Annotated in this window: 19 protein-coding genes; 13 read left to right on the top strand and 6 right to left on the bottom strand. The window is 49.7% G+C overall.

The features are described 5' to 3' along the window. Positions 1-17 precede the first annotated feature (17 nt). Positions 18-1,001, bottom strand: coding sequence for a YpdA family putative bacillithiol disulfide reductase (locus tag H70357_RS19750; protein WP_038593070.1), 984 nt, complete (start codon positions 999-1,001; stop codon positions 18-20). Between the two features lie 193 nt (positions 1,002-1,194). On the opposite strand from H70357_RS19750, the gene H70357_RS19745 reads away from it, so the two are divergent. The 4 genes from H70357_RS19745 to rsgA all read left to right on the top strand — a co-directional run bounded on the left by H70357_RS19745 (position 1,195) and on the right by rsgA (position 4,826). After that, positions 1,195-1,791 (top strand): DUF2087 domain-containing protein, encoded by a 597-nt coding sequence (locus H70357_RS19745; protein ID WP_038593067.1) that lies wholly within the window; start codon positions 1,195-1,197, stop codon positions 1,789-1,791. A gap of 121 nt (positions 1,792-1,912) precedes the next feature. Next, positions 1,913-2,368, top strand: coding sequence for a DUF3939 domain-containing protein (locus tag H70357_RS19740; protein ID WP_038593064.1), 456 nt, complete (start codon positions 1,913-1,915; stop codon positions 2,366-2,368). Between the two features lie 156 nt (positions 2,369-2,524). Next, positions 2,525-3,196, top strand: a complete 672-nt coding sequence (locus H70357_RS19735; RefSeq protein WP_038593061.1) for an HAD family hydrolase — start codon at positions 2,525-2,527, stop codon at positions 3,194-3,196. Positions 3,197-3,734: 538 nt separating this feature from the next. After that, the gene (gene rsgA / locus H70357_RS19730) at positions 3,735-4,826 is read left to right on the top strand and encodes a ribosome small subunit-dependent GTPase A (protein ID WP_038593058.1); all 1,092 of its coding nucleotides are present in this window, start codon (positions 3,735-3,737) and stop codon (positions 4,824-4,826) included. A 215-nt stretch (positions 4,827-5,041) separates the two neighbouring features. Here rsgA and H70357_RS19725 read toward each other — a convergent pair whose 3' ends face one another. After that, entirely contained in the window at positions 5,042-5,668 is a 627-nt protein-coding gene (locus tag H70357_RS19725; protein ID WP_038593055.1) for an FMN-dependent NADH-azoreductase, read from the bottom strand. A 329-nt stretch (positions 5,669-5,997) separates the two neighbouring features. Here H70357_RS19725 and H70357_RS36350 point away from each other — a divergent pair, with 329 nt between their 5' ends. Further along, a complete protein-coding gene (locus tag H70357_RS36350; protein WP_179091687.1) occupies positions 5,998-6,135 on the top strand; it encodes a hypothetical protein in 138 nt (45 codons plus the stop codon). A 111-nt stretch (positions 6,136-6,246) separates the two neighbouring features. Here the strand turns inward: H70357_RS36350 and H70357_RS19720 are convergent, their stop codons facing one another. Further along, positions 6,247-6,486 carry a hypothetical protein gene (locus H70357_RS19720; protein WP_038593052.1) on the bottom strand — a complete coding sequence of 80 codons (240 nt, stop codon included), beginning with the start codon at positions 6,484-6,486 and terminating at the stop codon, positions 6,247-6,249. A gap of 172 nt (positions 6,487-6,658) precedes the next feature. Between H70357_RS19720 and H70357_RS19715 the strand changes: the two genes are divergently transcribed. Further along, entirely contained in the window at positions 6,659-7,327 is a 669-nt protein-coding gene (locus H70357_RS19715) for a hypothetical protein (RefSeq protein ID WP_144024245.1), read from the top strand. Here H70357_RS19715 and H70357_RS19710 read toward each other — a convergent pair. After that, positions 7,314-8,102 carry an alpha-amylase family glycosyl hydrolase gene (locus tag H70357_RS19710; protein WP_442950477.1) on the bottom strand — a complete coding sequence of 263 codons (789 nt, stop codon included), beginning with the start codon at positions 8,100-8,102 and terminating at the stop codon, positions 7,314-7,316. The two genes, H70357_RS19715 and H70357_RS19710, sit on opposite strands and share 14 nt — an antisense overlap. After that, positions 8,096-8,266, bottom strand: a complete 171-nt coding sequence (locus H70357_RS35960; RefSeq protein ID WP_156130904.1) for a hypothetical protein — start codon at positions 8,264-8,266, stop codon at positions 8,096-8,098. Before H70357_RS35960 ends, H70357_RS19710 begins: the two co-directional genes overlap by 7 nt. A gap of 378 nt (positions 8,267-8,644) precedes the next feature. Between H70357_RS35960 and H70357_RS19705 the strand changes: the two genes are divergently transcribed. The 7 genes from H70357_RS19705 to H70357_RS19675 all read left to right on the top strand — a co-directional run bounded on the left by H70357_RS19705 (position 8,645) and on the right by H70357_RS19675 (position 16,124). Continuing rightward, on the top strand, positions 8,645-9,652 hold the full coding sequence (locus tag H70357_RS19705) for an ABC transporter substrate-binding protein (RefSeq protein WP_038593046.1): 1,008 nt from the start codon (positions 8,645-8,647) through the stop codon (positions 9,650-9,652). A 43-nt stretch (positions 9,653-9,695) separates the two neighbouring features. Beyond that, positions 9,696-10,475, top strand: coding sequence for an ABC transporter ATP-binding protein (locus H70357_RS19700; RefSeq protein ID WP_038593043.1), 780 nt, complete (start codon positions 9,696-9,698; stop codon positions 10,473-10,475). 44 nt (positions 10,476-10,519) lie between these two features. Continuing rightward, complete coding sequence (locus tag H70357_RS19695; RefSeq protein WP_379140429.1) at positions 10,520-11,308, top strand: ABC transporter permease; 789 nt, start codon at positions 10,520-10,522, stop codon at positions 11,306-11,308. Between the two features lie 89 nt (positions 11,309-11,397). Further along, positions 11,398-12,387 carry an aromatic acid exporter family protein gene (locus H70357_RS19690; RefSeq protein ID WP_038593041.1) on the top strand — a complete coding sequence of 330 codons (990 nt, stop codon included), beginning with the start codon at positions 11,398-11,400 and terminating at the stop codon, positions 12,385-12,387. Between the two features lie 217 nt (positions 12,388-12,604). Continuing rightward, a complete protein-coding gene (locus H70357_RS19685; RefSeq protein ID WP_038593039.1) occupies positions 12,605-13,627 on the top strand; it encodes an HD-GYP domain-containing protein in 1,023 nt (340 codons plus the stop codon). A gap of 304 nt (positions 13,628-13,931) precedes the next feature. Next, a complete protein-coding gene (locus H70357_RS19680) occupies positions 13,932-14,489 on the top strand; it encodes an outer spore coat protein CotE (protein WP_038593037.1) in 558 nt (185 codons plus the stop codon). A 171-nt stretch (positions 14,490-14,660) separates the two neighbouring features. Next, the gene (locus H70357_RS19675) at positions 14,661-16,124 is read left to right on the top strand and encodes a putative amidoligase domain-containing protein (RefSeq protein ID WP_052092141.1); all 1,464 of its coding nucleotides are present in this window, start codon (positions 14,661-14,663) and stop codon (positions 16,122-16,124) included. Between the two features lie 28 nt (positions 16,125-16,152). Here the strand turns inward: H70357_RS19675 and H70357_RS19670 are convergent, their stop codons facing one another. Further along, positions 16,153-16,983 carry a GNAT family N-acetyltransferase gene (locus H70357_RS19670; protein WP_038593035.1) on the bottom strand — a complete coding sequence of 277 codons (831 nt, stop codon included), beginning with the start codon at positions 16,981-16,983 and terminating at the stop codon, positions 16,153-16,155. Between the last annotated feature and the right edge of the window lie 142 nt (positions 16,984-17,125).

The following is a 17,125-nucleotide window of genomic DNA, read 5'->3' as shown; positions in this document are numbered from 1 at the left end:
ACGAAACACTCCTTATCCTAAGTAAGCCGTTTTGAAATGATGTGATCTGCAATCAGCTTCCCGTGGCCCCGGCCGGTTTCGATGAATACCTCATTGGCATTGCGTCCGGAGGCGATAACACCGGCTACATAAAGTCCCTGGATGTTAGTTTCCATCGTGGACGGGTTATAGGCAGGTTTATCCTGTTCGTCGTCCATTATTGCCCCTGCGGAAGACAAAAGTGTCCTGCTGGGGCGGAAGCCGGTTAAGGCGAGTACAAAATCATTGTCGAGTTCAAGCGTCTCACCGTTTGATTTAGTAACAATGACTGAACCAGGTGTAATTTCGGTTACCCGTGATTCCAGATGGAGCGTTATCTTTTCTTTAGCTACCATGCTTTCAAAGATAGGCCGTACCCACGGTTTGATGTTCTGCGAAATGCTGGCTCCCCGGTAGACCATATCTACGGAAGCGCCCACCCGCATTAACTCAAGTGCCGCATCCACAGCAGAATTGCTGCCGCCGATGACAGTAACCTTCATCCCCGTATAGGGATGGGCTTCACCGAAATAGTGCGTGACCTTAGGGAGCTCCTCCCCGGGGATGCCGATCATATTGGGCTGGTCGAAGTAACCAGTGGAGATCACCACGTTTGAGGCTGCATGGGTTAGCTGTTCCCCCCGTTTAGTGATCGTATGTACAGCGAAACTTCCGTCCTCCAGACGTTCGACTGAGAGCGCTTCTTCGTAAGCGGCAATATCGAGTCCATGCTGCTCGGCGGCGCGGCGGTAATAGACGAGTGCTTCATGGCGGTAAGGCTTGTCATTGGGTGAGGTAAAAGGCACATCGCCAATCTCCAATAAAGAGGTTGTACTGAAGAACTGCATGCTGGTCGGATACAGATAAATGGAGTGGACAATAAAGTTTTTTTCAATAATCAGGCTGGACAGCCCTTGGCGCTGGCATTCCATTGCGGCCGAAAGCCCGCACGGGCCTGCCCCGATAATAATGACGTCTTTCATATGGATGGCAACCTCCTGGTGTATACTTTCTTTTCTCTAAATCGTACCTTATATTTAATGTTTTTGCTATCTGTGCAGCATATTCAGCTAATCGTTATTGCTCTGGAGATTGGATTAGAGTATAATTAGATATATATCTAAACATAGTTTAATCGTAAAAATTGCTTGCAAATGTTATAGGAGAGTGACCCCGATGCAGCTGGAGAAAATTGTGAATTACCATAAAGCTTTATCCGACCCGACACGCCTGCGCATGCTGCTGCTGCTGTCCAAGGGGGAGGTGCACGGACAGGCGCTGGCGGAGAAACTTAATTTATCACAGCCTACCGTAACACATCATGCCGCCAAGCTCCGTGAGGCCGCAATGATCAAGGAGCGCAGAGACAAGAATACGGTTTACTTTTCGCTGAACCCCGAGTTTATCAAGGCCGGTTCAGAGGCATCGCTTAAATTTATTTTTGCCAAGGGGGCAGAAGATATGGACGAGTTATCTACAGAAAAGAGTCTGAAGGACTCAGTGCTGCGCAACTTTTTTGCCAAAGACGGCCGGCTGCGCCAGATTCCCGCACAATACAAGAAGAAGCTGATCGCACTGCAATATATGGTTGAGAAGCTTGAACCCGGTGTGGTGTATACGGAAAAAGAAATCAACGAGTTTATCAAACCATTCCATGAGGATTATGCCACGATCCGCCGGGAGTTCATCATGCACCAGTTTATGTACCGGGAAAATGACAAATACGAGCTTAACCCGCCGGAGATGTGGACTCACTGGGAAAATGTCAAATAATGATCTAATATATGGGGATTTTTTGTGACAATTGAAGGTTCGACTGATTAAATGTCCGAATAACGAATAAACTGGAATTGTAAGCGTTATCTGACATATACTTCGAAAGGAGACTTTCAGTATGATATTCAAACGCGCGAAAAAAAATACACCTCCCGTTCATCTCACTGTTACTTTGCCGCAGATCAAGCAAGCTGTTAGGCAATTTGAAGAAGATATGCCTGCTCCGATCAACCGTACCGCACTGATTCTGGAGGATAAGAGCATTGACCTTATCCGGCTCAAGAGATATTTGGGCGGAGTGCCTCATCAGAAGTTTTACATGTCGCGGGAAACGTTCGAAATTTTTGAGGAAGCTGACAAGATGGTGCCTTATTATATTGATATGGTTCAGTCGGCTGTGGATAATTATATCAACGACACAGGCAAGCTGCCGCTGCTTGAGGACACCTGGCTGCCGGAGGTTCATTACCGCCTGCTGCACACTGAACGTTATCTGAAAGAAACACCGCCATTTCCCCTGTACATCACGGAGGAAGAGATGATGCTGACCCATCGGCCGGAGCATTTTGAATGAATGAACGATTTACACTTAACACGAGGAAGACTGTTCAGTTGAGGGGCACTGAGGCGCCTGTCAGCAGAACGGTCTTTTCTTTGTTCATGCTGGCATAGTACAATGAATTTCTGGTAACACGTTCCGGAAGAATTCATAGATTAGGAGAATTATTGCATGAACAAAGTACAAGCACTTCTGTTTGATCTGGATAACACGCTCATGGACCGTGATTCAACCTTCCGCAGTTTCAGCGAACAATTTGTAAGTGATTTCCTCGGGCATTTGCAGCCGGAAGAAGCACGGCGGGTAGTTGAGGATATTATTGTGCGTGATGCCGACGGGTACCGGGACAAGGACGGTTTTTTTGCCGAGCTCAGCGAGGTGCTGCCATGGGAGAAGGCTGTGTCGGCTGCGGACATCCGGGCCTATTATGATGAGACCTACACCGGGCACGGAGCGCTTATGAAGTACGCCGAAGATATTTTGAACTACTGCCGGGAGCAGGGGTATATTCTTGGTCTGGTTACGAACGGCAAGAAACAGATCCAATATGGCAAAATCGATCTTCTTGGACTGCGCGGCTTCTTTAAGACGATAGTCATTTCCGGCGAAGCCGGAATCAGCAAGCCGGATCCGGCTATTTACCGTCTTGCACTGGAGCGTCTGGGCACAACAGCGGAACAGACGCTGTTCATCGGCGATCATCCGGTGAACGATATCTGGGGTGCAGGCAAGACAGGTATGGAAACAATCTGGCTGAAGCGTAATCATGAATGGGATGACAAGCTGGATGTGCATCCATGGAAAACCATCCATGAGCTTGATGAGTTGAAGGGGATTCTTTAGCTTTGCTGTTGACAATATGCTGCCGGCAAGTTTATTATTACAGCATATTAGTTCGGAAGGAGACGATGTTATATGACAGTTTATATTGCAATTGCGCGATTGGTAACAACTGTTGTGGATACGTGTCTTCCGGGAACAGCAGCTGCAGTGTAAGTAACACGCAGCTTTGCGGGTAAGCTCTACGATGCCTTTTAGAGCCGCCGGGAACCGTATGTGTTCCGGCGGCTTTTTTGCGTGGATCGGTAAGTACGGATACGGTTATTGTATTCGTGCATACCGGATTCACGCTCAGAAATGTGCTGGTTCTCCTCTTTGGGGGAGGAATAGCATGCTCTGATCTTGACTTCACAGAAATTGTCCCTTGCCATAGTGCAGGGGAGAGTTTCTGTGAAGTCCGCCGCCGGATTGAGGATTCCGGCGGCTTTTTGTGTTCCCGTAATACACGTTAGTCAGAAGAAACGAAGTGATTTATTTCCGCCGCCGGCTTCTTTCGAAGCCGGGCCGGGAGTGTACGAACTAAACAATCAGGAGGATTTAGATGACAATAGTACAATATGGCTGGAATGAAACCTGGATGAACAAGTGGAACGAACTGCATCAAAGTCTGGAAAACAAAACATTTGTACCCGGCAGAATTGTCGGCGATTTCGGCAGCAAGTACAGGGTTATGACGGAAACGGGAGAAACCTGGGGTGAGCTGGCAGGCAGGCTCAGACATACCTTAACCGATTCCGGGGATTATCCGGCAATCGGTGACTGGGTGTCGCTGGCGATGATGGATGGTGGAGAACATGCCGTTATTCATGGCGTGCTGCCCCGGCAAAGTGTGATCTCGCGGAAGGTGGCGGGAAATACAAATGAGGAACAGATTGTGGCCTCCAACGTAGACACTTTATTCCTTGTCAGTGCGTTAAATGACGATTTTAATGTCCGGCGGATGGAAAGATATTTGATCATGGCCTGGAACAGCGGGGCAAACCCGGTAATCCTGCTGACCAAAGCGGATTTGTGTGATGATGCAGAGAGCAAAATTGCAGAGATGGAGCGGGCAGCACCCGGAGTGGCCGTGTACGCAGTCAGCGCCTTGCTCGGAGACGGGCGGGATAAACTGCTGCCCTATATTGGCAGCGGTCAGACAGTGGCCCTGACCGGCTCCTCGGGCTGCGGGAAGTCAACGCTGGTTAACTGGCTTAGCGGAGCAACCCTGCAGCTCACCCAGGATGTCAGGGAAGGGGATAGCCGGGGGCGGCACACAACCACTCACCGGGAACTGTTCATCCTCCCGGACGGCGGTATCATTGTCGATACCCCGGGAATGCGCGAGCTGCAGCTGTGGGAGGATGAAGGCGGACTTGATCTCGCATTCGGGGATATCAGCAGTCTGGCAGCAGATTGCCGTTTTAGCGATTGCAGACATGAACGCGAAGAGGGCTGCGCAGTTCTTGCGGCAGTATCAAACGGTGCGCTGGAAGAGAAACGGCTGCTGAATTACCGCAAAACCCAGAAGGAGCTGCTATACCAGAGCAGCAAAGAGGTGAAGCAGAAGCGGAAAACAGCAGCCGCTGCGACCAAGGCAGCGCCTTCCCGTTCCAGAAATTCCGGCTGGCGCCGGGAGCTGGAGGAATATTGAGGAACAGTATAATTAAGCAACAGTAACCTGAACAAGAGGGTCCCTTGAAGCCTTAGAATGGCTGTAAGGAGACCCTCTTGTAACGCAAAGGCGCAGCTCCAGAGAAGCTGCGCCCTTGCTATATATAAATAAAAGTCCGGCTAATTGCAATGCATATACCTAATTAAAGTGCGGATGTCTATCTTTAGAACCGGACCTTTAATACTGGTGTGTTCTTAGAACGATGCAGCAGCAGTCTTGGCCAGTTGCAAACCGCTCGCGATGATTTCTGCGGATTGTGCAGGGTTCTGGTTGTGGCCTTCAATAATCACTTGAGTAGTATCTTTGAAGCCCCAGAAGTTCAGGTTGCCCATGATGAAGTTAACAGCCATTTCAGCGCTTGCTGCCGGTCCTTCGGAATAGATGCCGCCTCTGGCATTGAGTACAGCAGCTTTTTTGTCAGTCAGCAATCCAACTGGACCTTCAGCAGTGTATTTGAATGTGGTGCCTGCCTGGTTCAGGTAGTCGATGTAAGTATGAAGTACAGCCGGAACAGTCATGTTCCAGAGCGGGAAAGCAAATACTACCTTGTCAGCGGCAAGGAACTGATTCAGGTATTTCTTAACCAGTGCAGCGCCGGCAGCTTCTTCAGGAGTAGCTTCGTAGCCTTGAGCAGCTTTATAAACACCGGTAATCAGTGTGTTGTCATAATATGGAAGTTGCTCTGCGAACAAATCCAGTTCAGTGATTTCGTCTTGCGGGTGGGACTCCTTGTAGCTTGCCAGGAATTCGTTGTAAAGCTGAACGCTTACGGATTGATCTGCAGGGCGGTTATTGGCTTTGATGAAAAGTACATTAGACATTATGATTTCTCCTTAGATATATATTTAATACTTACTATCAATAATATAGCATTTAATATTTAGTTTGTAAATAACAGTCGAAACAAATTTTTATTTGCTCGACAGCAAAGGCCTTTTCTTTGCAGGGCTACTACATCTCTTAATGGACGAATTGTTTTTTTGGCAGAACATCAATATGTAGTGAAACCGCTTTGACTCAGCTTTTTTTTCATTTTTGGGCAAAGTTTAAGGAATACAGGACCCGGTTATATAGGTGTTACAAGGATTAAAGGAAATGATTTCCTCACCTCAGGTTGGCAATACAACTTATTGAAGAAGGAGCGATTGACATGTCCATCGACCGTTTTATCATTAAAAAACTGGACAACTGTCACGAAGAGCAGACTCGTCGCAACTTAGTGAAGTTGTTCAAACTGCGGATTCAGAAGGCAGAAAAGGAAGAGAACAGAAATCACCGGATTAGTTGAAGATATGCCGCTGAAGTACAGATACCCGGCCAACATATAGAGCGAGCAGAGCACATCCCATCTTAATGAAGGGGTGTGCTTTTTTTCTGCACAAAAAAACTACCCCTCTAATTAATAGAGGGATAGCGCCAATGAATCATTTTCACTATAACTGTGCAATATAGCTTCAGAGCCTTTAATTTCGATACTAATCAGAGAATTTAAGCATTTCTGCAGCGCACTTTTGCCCTTCTGGATTTTTAGCTCCAGTGTGCTGTTCAGCAACCGGATAACCTTCTGGGTGGGCTGTTTGTTTTCTGTAGTGAAGTACACAGGTACAAGCTTGTTCTGAAATGTGATGAGCATTCTCATTTTGAAATCACCTCGCTACAAGTATTTCATGATATAGATCATACCCCTCGTTTCTTAATTTTACCTTAAAATTAGCTTATGATAACATAAAGATTACAAGTTTTATAGTTTGGGACTTTTTTTATTGCAGTGTGATTCCAATGTTAGCGGGATCCGGGAAGGATATATCAATGTGAATAAAAAGGATAAGGTATATTTAGCTAATTTTCTGTTCCCAGATAAGCCAGCGGGGAAGGAAATTTCGGATCTGATGCAAATGGCAGCATCCGCGGACCGAATATGCCGGTTAAAATACTGTGAAGGTGATCAAGTGCAGGATATCTGCCTGCAGGTACATAAGGATATAACATTGATCGCAGGCATTGAGCCCTCAGATTCCTTCGTCTATAGACTGAGCGATCCACAGAAGGTGCAGCGCGCTTGTTATTATCTGTTTAATTGCTTTGAGCCTGAAGAGTTTAGCGTAGAGGATGTACCGTGTCTGCATCTGTCCAGACGGAGATATGAGGAGCTAAAGGAAAGCGCCGCAACCTACAGCTTGTGTTTTTTGGCAGAATGTCTGACAGCGGAAACAGGGGATTTGCTGCAATCCGCACAGCTTGCGAAGGTCATGAAGAACAAAACGGCTGAAGGAGAGCTTAAGCTGTGTTCACGCAGTAAAGAGGAGTGTAAGCTTCAGCATGCCTTTTTTATTGAAGATACTTCCAGCGGCTGGCTGCTGCGTATGAGCTGCGAAGCCGCGGAGGACTGGATGGTTGCCATTCCAGTTACGAAAGCGCAGATATGCTCTGCTCTCTATGAGTGGGTACAGCAAACATCTCCAGTGTTTACTCCAGAATGATTGTGGAATAAGCAGGCAGTGTAAGCATGCTGTCCGCCAGACCCGCTTCTCCCCGGAGCGTCTTGAGTATAGAAGAATAAGTAACGGTGTTCGTGCCGGGATGTAGCGGAATGTTCTGTGTCCCGTCAGTTAAATTGTGAACCACCAATACCTGCTTTCCGGCAGTGATCCGTTCGAAGGCCATAATGCCACTGTTTCCGGAAGAATATTCGCGAATTCCACCGTCTCTCAGTGCAGGTACTTCATTGCGCAAGGAAATAAGCTGACGGTAATGCTCCAGCAGAGAACCTCTGTTCTGCAGCTGACTCTCCACATCAGCACCGGAATTAGCGGCGTTATTCTTCGCCTGCTCCCAAGTGGTGGTCTGGCCATCTCCTTGACCATCGGCAGTCCATTTCATAGGCTCACGGAGGCCTTCATCGGGCTTCACTCCAAGCATTCCTATCTCTTCCCCATAATAAATAAACGGGTTGCCCGGTAAGGTCAGCAGAATAGCGGCGGCCATTCTGGCATGATCCGGATTGTTCGCAAGCTGGCTCATAACTCTGTTCTTATCATGATTATTCAGGAAAGTGGCATCTGTAAAGGCTCCCCCTGAAATCTGCGAATATAGCTTATAAGTTCGCTCCAGAGTAAAGGCAATCCCACTGTCTTTTTCTGAATTGGCAGAATTCAGCACTGCTTCGGCCAGGCCGAAATTAAACCCCGAATCAAATGCTTGATCCAGATAGGCCCCTACGGAAACAGCTGAATTCTCCCATACCTCCCCTACGATATACGCGCCGCGAGTGAAAGTTCTGGTGCCGTAGAAGCGGTAGGCTGGACGGCGCTTGTACTGTTGTTGTCAGAGCATCCGGCAAGCAGGGCAGCAGTTATGCCTGCGATGGCCAAAGTGCACATCATGCGGCGGTTAGTCAAGGTTAAAGGCTGGCGCTGCATCTGTTGCGGACCCCTCCAATAAATAGCTTCATTAGTATGTTGATGTGATAAGCGCTTTATTGATATCTTAGTCGAATGCATGATTTTGGTAAAACGTTTGCACAAACGAAAAATTAACGAATTAAGCGATTTATGAAGATTTATAGTGATATATCATTGATTATTGTTTGTATTCTTCTGATATCTCGTGTTTATGCGGAAAATCGTACTTTCATTAAAATAATTTCATACAAGGAACCGAAATATTCGCCAGTTCTTTCACTTTGAAGTTCTATAATGAAGCGCAAACGATACTACACATACTCTTTAACCTTTTCGTAGGCATTCGCATATGCTGCAAGCAAGGGCAAAAGACCCGGGAAGAAAGGAGAATGAAGAATGAAAAACAAGAAAAAGCTGTCGCTGTCGCTCATGATTCTCGCCTTGTGTTTTTCAGTGCTCGCCGGCTGCGGCGGAGACTCGGCTGCGGTAAAAGTGAAGATCGGCGAAGTCACCCGATCCGTCTTTTATGCGCCCGAATATGTGGCATTATCCCAGAACTTCTTCAAGGAAGAAGGGCTGGATGTTGAGCTTCAGACCATACCCGGCGGTGACAAAACAATGACTGCACTGCTCTCAGGAGCCATTGACGTGGCGCTTGTTGGTCCAGAAACTTCAATTTACGTCTATCAGCAGGGAGCGGATGATCCCGTTATCACTTTTGCCCAGCTGACCCAGCGGGACGGTACATTCCTGTTCGCCCGCAAACCGGATGCGGACTTTAACTGGGATAAAGTAAAGGGGTCGACCTTCCTCGGACAAAGAAAAGGGGGAATGCCGCAAATGGCGGGTGCCTTTACTTTGTTTAACAAAGGGATTGATGCCGAAAAGGATCTCACGCTGATTCAAAATATCGACTTCGCCAATATTGCCGGTGCCTTCGCCTCCGGGACAGGTGATTATGTACAGCTGTTTGAGCCGCAGGCTTCCATTTTTGAGAGTGAAGACCGGGGCCAGGTGGTGGCATCCTTTGGGGTGGAGAGCGGTTATCTTCCTTATACGGCTTTTATGTCCAAGGGGAGTTATATCAAAAAAAATACTGATACAATGCAAAAATTTACCAATGCAATCCAGCGTGCACAGCTATGGGTGAAAGAGCATAGTCCGGAAGAGATTGCCGATGCGGTACTTCCGTATTTTGATAAAACGGAGCGTGAGATTGTGATCTCCGCGATCAAGCGCTATAAAGAGCAGGACACCTATGCCGTGGATCCGGTCGTGGACAACGAAGAGTGGAACAATCTGCTGGATGTGATGGATAATGCCGGAGAGCTGAAAGAGCGGGTTCCGGCGGAGAAAATTGTGAACAACAGCTTTGCGGAAAAAGCGAAAGACAACGTCAAGTAGGCGTTGTCTTCGTCAAATTGATTAAGGGTTAGGAGGGGCTGATATGCTGCCAGTAGTGCAATTGGAGGAAGTGACGCATGCCTATCTGGGTGACCGCGAGGCTTCTCTGGCCATTGAGGACCTCAGCCTCAGTGTTGAACAAGGGGAGTTCGTCAGTCTCGTCGGGCCTAGCGGCTGCGGCAAGACGACACTGCTGTCGATCATTGCCGGGCTGCTCAGTCCATCCCGCGGCAAAGTGTTCGTTAACGGACATAGTCTCAAGGGACCCTCCCCGGAGGTAGGGTATATGCTCCAGCAAGATTACCTTTTTCCATGGCGGACGATCCTGGACAACGCGCTACTTGGACTGGAGCTCACCGGAAATCTGAACGAAAACACACGTCAAAAGACGCTGGAGCTGCTGAAGGATATGGGGCTGGAGGGCAAGGAGCAAGCCTATCCGTCACAGCTGTCCGGCGGCATGCGCCAGCGTGTGGCACTGGTACGGACACTGGCCACCGACCCGGGGCTGCTGTTGCTGGATGAGCCGTTCTCTGCGCTTGATTATCAGATCAAGCTGCAGCTCGAGGATCTGGTATCGGAGACACTGCGCCGCCGCGGAACCACGGCGGTTCTGGTTACCCATGATCTGTCAGAGGCAATCGCCGTCAGCAGCAGGGTGATTCTGCTGCAGCGGAACCCGGGAAGAATACGTAAAATATTTACCGTTCCGGAGGAAATCCGCAATACACCCCCGCTGTATGCGAGGGACTTGCCCGGTTTCGCGGAGCTTTTTCATGGAGTCTGGAAGGAAATGGAGTCGGCTGGGAGGGAAGACGTGTGAAATCAAGTCAGCAAAGCGAAATAACCGCTTCCCGTGCACAATGGCTGGAGCAGAAGCATAGCGATTACAGGAAGAAAAAACGGCGCTGGCAGAGCAGAGTCATGGCCGTGCGGGGCAGTCTGCTGCTGCTGTTTTTTCTGCTATGGGAAGCAGGAGCCCGGCTGGGTTGGATTGACGAACTGCTGTTCAGCTATCCGACGAAGGTCTTCCGTCAGATCTGGGAAGACATGATCAGCGGAAGCCTCTGGCCGCATTTGGGGATTACCGTAGGGGAGACCGTGGTTGGCTTTGTACTCGGAACGCTGCTTGGAACATTGCTGGCAGTGATCATCTGGTGGTCGCCTTTTTTATCAGCGGTGCTTGACCCGTACATGGTCGTGTTTAACAGTATGCCTAAGGTGGCGCTGGGGCCTATCTTTATCGTGATGTTCGGTGCCGGATTTACCGCAATCGTGATCACTACTTTATCCATCACTGTTCTCATTACGACACTTGTTGTGTATAACAGCTTTTGCAGCGTAGACCCGAATCTCGTGAAGGTGGTCAGGTCGTTTGGGGCGACCAGGGTACAGGAGTTCTTTAAGGTTATCCTGCCGGCATCCTTTCCTACCGTTGTTTCAACCTTGAAGGTAAACGTTGGCATGTCCTGGGTGGGTGTAATTGTCGGTGAATTTTTAGTCGCAAGGTCGGGGCTTGGATATCTGATCATATATGGTTTTCAGGTGTTCAATTTCACTCTTGTCATGTCCAGTCTGCTGATTATTGCAGCGGTGGCTACGGCGATGTACCAGATGGTCGTCTATGTGGAGAAGCTGTTGTTGTCGAGGCGGTGAGAAACATGTCATATTGTGTCTCCCCAGAAAATCTTGTACCATGTTTATATCTTTACCTGAACGATGAAACGCCAAGGAGAGGTATTTACATGGGATTTCGAATTATCAAAACAGCGGCGGCAACGCTGCTGTCCATTCTGCTGGCAGCAGCTATAGGTATACCCAACGCGCAAAGCGCGGGCCTGCTTGCGATCCTCGGAGTGGAAACTACGCGTAAAAGGAGTCTCCGAACGATAATGGCGCGTTTCTCAGCCTCGCTTGTGGGACTCTTTTTAGGCTGTATTCTGTTTTTCACCCTGGGCTTTCATTATTGGGTACTTGGCTTGTATGTGCTGTTCGGTTTTCCGCTGATCGTTAAATCGGGCTTTAAGGAGGGCATCGTTACCAGCTCGGTAATCGTGTTCCGCGTGTTCGGACAAGCTGAGCTGTCACTTCATGTTCTGCTGCAGCAGATTGAGCTGCTGGTAGTGGGTCTGGGATCGGCGGGGCTGGTCAATCTGATCTATATGCCGCAGACTGGCGGGGTAATTGCGGGTATCCGCAAGGAGGTCGACAAGTACTTTTCGATCATATTTGTACAAATGGCAAGGACGCTGCGGGACCCGGGTTATGTATGGGACGGTAAGGAGCTTATCGGCGCGAACGAGGCCGTGCAGCGGGGACTTACGGCTGCGTCCAGGGAAATGGAAAATCATGTGATTCATCCCGATGAGGCCTGGAATATTTATTTCTATATGCGAAAGGAGCAACTGGAGTCGATCCAGAATATGATGCAATTGCTCTCCCAGGTGTACCGTCAGCTGCCGCATGGAGATATGGTTGCCGAATTGTTCGATCAGCTTTCTAATGATGTACTGGCAGAGGAATACACCGGACGGACGGAGCGGCTGCTGGATGCGCTTGAGCAGGAGTTCGAGCGGATGGAGCTGCCGGAAACCCGTGAAGAGTTCGAGGTCCGTTCTGCGATTCTGCAGCTCTGCCGGGAGCTGGCACTTTATCTGAAAATTGCCAAACGCCATAAGGTTCCGGTTGAAGCCAAACCGTTGAAACGACCGGCCGCTTTCCGTGGCCCCTCGTAATCTATAAAATGTAAATGTCAGTGAGGTATTAACATTGCTGCGTAAAATAACGATAAGATATGTAAGAACTAAAAGTGAGCTGGTAATTGTCCCGTCGTTCAGTTTTTGTTCAGGCAACAGGATTAATGTGTTATTCATTAGAAGATGGGGCAGTGAAAGTTCCAATTACTGCAGACGGTTCGCATAGGTGAATTTCTGCGCAGGTAGGTGAGGACTATTGAACAACAGCAATGAACAATATATCGGTAAACAGCTTGTTGAGAATCTCTTCAACCATAATGGCGTGTTTGTTCTGCCCGCACTGACTTTGTTAAGCAGTGATCATATCCGTCTGATCAGTCAGCACAAGATCTTTCTCGAGCCGCATGATGTGGTTCAAGTGGACAGTGCAGCTTTCTATCAGATTGCGGTTGACGAGTGTACGTCTGCGATGGAGAGTATCTTTGAGCAACTACGTTTTAACAAGAGCAAACGGCTGCCCATGATTGAGCTGCGCAATGAAGTCATTCCCTTTATCCAGCGGGTTAGTGAGAAAAACGATTTTTACGGAATATTGGCTGCGTTGCAGTCCAAGGATGATTATACATACAGACATAATGTTGCAGTCGGAATTTTGTCTACACTTCTGGGGAAGTGGCTCAAGCTGAAACCGGAAGAACTAAGTATGCTGACCATTGCCGCAACGCTTCATGATATCGGGAAAATTATGATACCTGCTGAAATTCTGTCCAAGCCCGGACCCCTGAATGAAGAAGAGCTTGCGATGATGAAAAAGCATACCACTATCGGATACGAGATGATCAGGGATACGGTCGGAACCAATCATATGCAGGCACTCGTTGCGCTGCAGCATCATGAACGCATGGATGGCAGCGGATACCCTTTTGGTGTTCTGGGCCACCGAATTACTGATTTCAGTAAAATAGTTGCTGTGGTGGATATTTTCCATGCGATGACTTCTGACCGCTACTACCGGAAGGCCTCGCCTTTATATGAGGTTTTGAGGCAGATGGAGGATAATGTCTACGGCAAGCTTGATCCTTATATTTGCAGTGTCTTTATCAATAAGCTGATGCAGTCAATGATAGGCAATGAAGTAGTGCTCTCGGATGGGCGGATAGGCAAAATCATCATGATTCTCGCGCATGATCCGCTGCGGCCATTGGTTAATATTGATGAGGATTTCATTGATCTCAGCAGGCACCGAGATTTGGGGATTATGCGGGTAATACCGTTATAACACCTCGTATGAAGACACCCGCAGGCGGTTGCTGCGGGTGTCTTTGCCTTTCTGGTAAGAAGAATAACGGGCTCCAATAGCAGGAGTGGAGTTACGACTTGACGGAAGGTCTACGGTTGCCTGTGGGCTGTCCGTTTTTTGCTATGTACTCATAACCAGGGGATTATTGCAATAAAATGAACTATGAATCTTATAACGGGGCGCATGGAGGGCTTACCCAAATTTATTTCTACTCTAACAATCAACAAATGCCCAGAACGTGCATACACTTGATAGTGAATGATTGTATGGAGGAGGTTTAAAGATGTCATTAAGTCATAAACGTCAAACAAGGGAGATCATTACGAAGGCAATTTGCGGCAAAGGTCGTAAGTTCTCTACCGCAACTCATACCGTGACTCCGCCACATCATCCGACAAGTATTCTGGGGGCTTGGATTATTAACCACCAGTACGAAGCGGTTGCCGCCGGAAACGGAATCGAAGTAATCGGTACTTACGATGTGAACATCTGGTATTCGTACGACAAAAACAAGCAGACCGAGGTAGCCAAGGAAACGGTCTCCTACGTGGAGCTCATTCCGCTGTCGTATCTGGATCCGAGACACCGTGCTTCCACGGTAGAGGTCTCTGCGGAGGCAACGCAGGAACCAAATTGTGTGGAAGCCGGTGTCTCTCCGGGCGGCGGCAGTGTGACACTTCGCGTAGAGCGGGAATTCGAAGCGGAACTGGTGGCTGAGACCAAGGTTCGCGTGTTTGTCACTGATCAAACGGATGATCCGGAAGACAAGGATTACGATTTCGACGGTGAAAGCTTTGATTTCGATGATCTGGATCCTGACGCCCTGGATGATGAGCTGTAAGGAAGGAATGCGCCGCCGCCAACTGAATATCGGGTGGGTTATAATCCATTATATGTAGTGAGGGCGGCGGCGAGAGGGCGAATGCCCTCCTTTTTATTTTTTATTTATTTTTCAGCATCAAGAACTGGAAGATCTAAAGTTAGGGGAACGAACCACTAGGGAGGAGCCAGCGTGAATGAAGGGTTAAAGGAGTACCTGCAGCTAACTCCGGAGCAACAAGAGCTCCGGCTGCGGCGCTGTGGACTGGAGGCTGCTCTGTCTGCCGGCGGGAATCGCTTGGAGAGGGATGCAGGGCAAGCCGGAAGAATAGCTGTTGCAAATGGCCATACATATAAGAAGGGTCCTGATATGGACAGACACAAACAGCAATACTTGGTTAAGGTATTCAATCTGGCAGTGCTTGAGATCACACCACTGGGTACCGGCCGGGCCATGAGTGCTGCAGCGGGGAATTCCCGCCCAGCTACCTCAATCGGTGGAGATAGTGTGTCCGGGGGTACCGGTGTTAGCTTGCTAGATGAGGGTGAAATTGATAACCATGGAGATCATGGAGACCCTGGAAATCCCGGAGATTACGGAATACTCGGTGAACAGGCGCATTACAGTCCCGGCCCGGAGCGGCGCGGAACTGCCGGACTGGTGAGGGGAATTGCTGTTAGAGCTTTATACAGCCTGGGGCTGGACAGCGGTGAAGTCCGGCTAAAGGCTATGGGCGGAAGGAGATACCTTGTGGAACAAATCCTCCCGCTCGCAGAACCTGCCGGCAAGCCGCTGCCGGAGCCTTACTGTACAGCGTCGCTGGCGCTGGCCCGCGACCTGGCCCGGGAGCTGCCTGGCCGTCCAGGCATGCTGATGGGCATGGACCCGGAGTTTCTCCTGCTCCGGGAAACCTCCGGCCGCGTCGTGCCCGCGTCGCGGTTCCTGCCCGTAGACGGCGTCGCGGGCTGCGACGCCGGACCTCCGGGAACGCGCGGCATGTTCCCGGTCGCCGAGCTGCGCCCTGCGCCGCGCGGGGAACCGCGCGCACTGCTGGCGCAGCTGATGTCCGCCGCAGCCACGGCGGACCGGATGGTATCCGACCGCTCGCTCCGCTGGCGGGCGGGAGGCATGCCGCTGCGGGGCTGGGCCCTCGGCGGCCACCTGCACTTCAGCGGCGTCCGGCTGACGGCGCCGCTGCTGCGCGCGCTCGACAACTATCTGGCGTTGCCGCTGCTGCTGCTGGAGGACGCCCGGGCTGCGGCGCGGCGTCCGCGTTACGGGGTGCTCGGCGATTTCCGTATTCAGCCGCATGGCGGCTTTGAATACCGGACCTTGCCGAGCTTCCTGGTGTCCCCGGTCATCGCCAAAGGCGCGGTCTTCCTGGCTCACCTGATCGTGAGCCGCTATGAAGACCTGACGCAGCGCCCGCTGGACCGGGAAGAGCTGCATGCCGCCTATTACAGCGGCAGCAAAGATCCGCTGCGCGCCGCCTGGGCTCCATTGCAGGCCCAGCTTCGCGCACTGGACGGCTACGCGCGCGCCGCCCCTTACGTAGAACCGCTGTTCCGCTGCATCTCCGCGGAACAGACCTGGGATGAATCGCGGGATATCCGTCCGCTGTGGACCGGGAAAGAGTCCATGAGGAATCAGCGGTAGTCGGTTGGGAATTCTGTCGCCCTGAGGCTTATATACCTGCGCCTGTAAGTTGATTTTCTTTATGTAAATAAGTCATGGACCATTTGTCGATATCGCGGAAGCCGAGCTTTTTGTAGATTAAGCCTGCTTGAGGATTGTTATAGAAAAGGCATAGCGATTTTCCCTCGGCCAGAATATCGGCACAAAGCTGTGCGACTACCCGTGAAGCTAATTTTTGTCCTCTGTATTCCGGATGGGTGGCTACGGCGACTATCATCGCTGACCGCGAATTTTCCGCCGCGGTTGACGCGGTTGCAATTACTTCCCCGTTCTGTTCCACGAAGTAGGTGCGGCCGGTTCCGCTTTCCAGCGTTTTATGCAGGGTTTTACGCGCGTCCTCCGGACTGCTGGTGAACTCTGAAATAACATCCGTCAATGTACAAATGGCATCCACATCCTGTGTCGTGGCTTTTTGGATGGGCACAGGAGCGGATGCCGCTGTACGGATTTCCTCATTCATCTCTGTCAGCTCGGCGAAAAGCATCTCTTTTTCCTGCCGGATATTCAACCATTTACTGAGTGTCCGCACGACCTCTAAAGAGCCTGAGATCATTTCGGCGTTTTTGTTTCTGCGCAGCAGTTCCGCAAAACCCTCCGCATCAAAAGGCCCCTCTGAATATGGCAAATAACTTCCGTAGAAACGCAGTATCACCGCCTTTAACGGCCCGTCTACGGAGTCGCTTTCTCCCCAAAGCTCCATGAAATCCTGCTCGAACCCGAAATTTTCCACGTCTCCGATAATGTATAAATTGATAGCCGGATTTTTGCCTACCAGTTCCATCAAATCCTCCCGGTCGGCTTCATTCAGTTTGCGTATCAAGCTTGTACCTCCTTCAGTTTCAGTAATGTATAATAATTCCTTTATAATTTTACAGCAAATTATTGAAAAAGCACATCATATGGTCATGTTGATCTTCAATGGCTATAATTAACAATATCTGTAATGCATCCGATGCAGGCAG

Origin of the sequence: Paenibacillus sp. FSL H7-0357 (genome assembly GCF_000758525.1) — a bacterium.
In the GTDB taxonomy this organism is placed as follows: domain Bacteria; phylum Bacillota; class Bacilli; order Paenibacillales; family Paenibacillaceae; genus Paenibacillus_AQ.
The sequence above is the reverse complement of the archived record's forward strand: the minus strand, read 5'-3'. Positions and strand labels throughout refer to the sequence as shown.

Coding starts and splice junctions, on each gene's coding strand:
- H70357_RS35960 (WP_156130904.1), bottom strand. CDS start 8,266: ATGCAGCGCCAGCCTTTAACCTTGACTAACCGCCGCATGATGTGCACT.
- H70357_RS19735 (WP_038593061.1), top strand. CDS start 2,525: ATGAACAAAGTACAAGCACTTCTGTTTGATCTGGATAACACGCTCATG.
- H70357_RS19705 (WP_038593046.1), top strand. CDS start 8,645: ATGAAAAACAAGAAAAAGCTGTCGCTGTCGCTCATGATTCTCGCCTTG.
- H70357_RS19740 (WP_038593064.1), top strand. CDS start 1,913: ATGATATTCAAACGCGCGAAAAAAAATACACCTCCCGTTCATCTCACT.
- rsgA (WP_038593058.1), top strand. CDS start 3,735: ATGACAATAGTACAATATGGCTGGAATGAAACCTGGATGAACAAGTGG.
- H70357_RS19700 (WP_038593043.1), top strand. CDS start 9,696: ATGCTGCCAGTAGTGCAATTGGAGGAAGTGACGCATGCCTATCTGGGT.
- H70357_RS36350 (WP_179091687.1), top strand. CDS start 5,998: ATGTCCATCGACCGTTTTATCATTAAAAAACTGGACAACTGTCACGAA.
- H70357_RS19680 (WP_038593037.1), top strand. CDS start 13,932: ATGTCATTAAGTCATAAACGTCAAACAAGGGAGATCATTACGAAGGCA.
- H70357_RS19690 (WP_038593041.1), top strand. CDS start 11,398: ATGGGATTTCGAATTATCAAAACAGCGGCGGCAACGCTGCTGTCCATT.
- H70357_RS19725 (WP_038593055.1), bottom strand. CDS start 5,668: ATGTCTAATGTACTTTTCATCAAAGCCAATAACCGCCCTGCAGATCAA.
- H70357_RS19745 (WP_038593067.1), top strand. CDS start 1,195: ATGCAGCTGGAGAAAATTGTGAATTACCATAAAGCTTTATCCGACCCG.
- H70357_RS19720 (WP_038593052.1), bottom strand. CDS start 6,486: ATGAGAATGCTCATCACATTTCAGAACAAGCTTGTACCTGTGTACTTC.
- H70357_RS19750 (WP_038593070.1), bottom strand. CDS start 1,001: ATGAAAGACGTCATTATTATCGGGGCAGGCCCGTGCGGGCTTTCGGCC.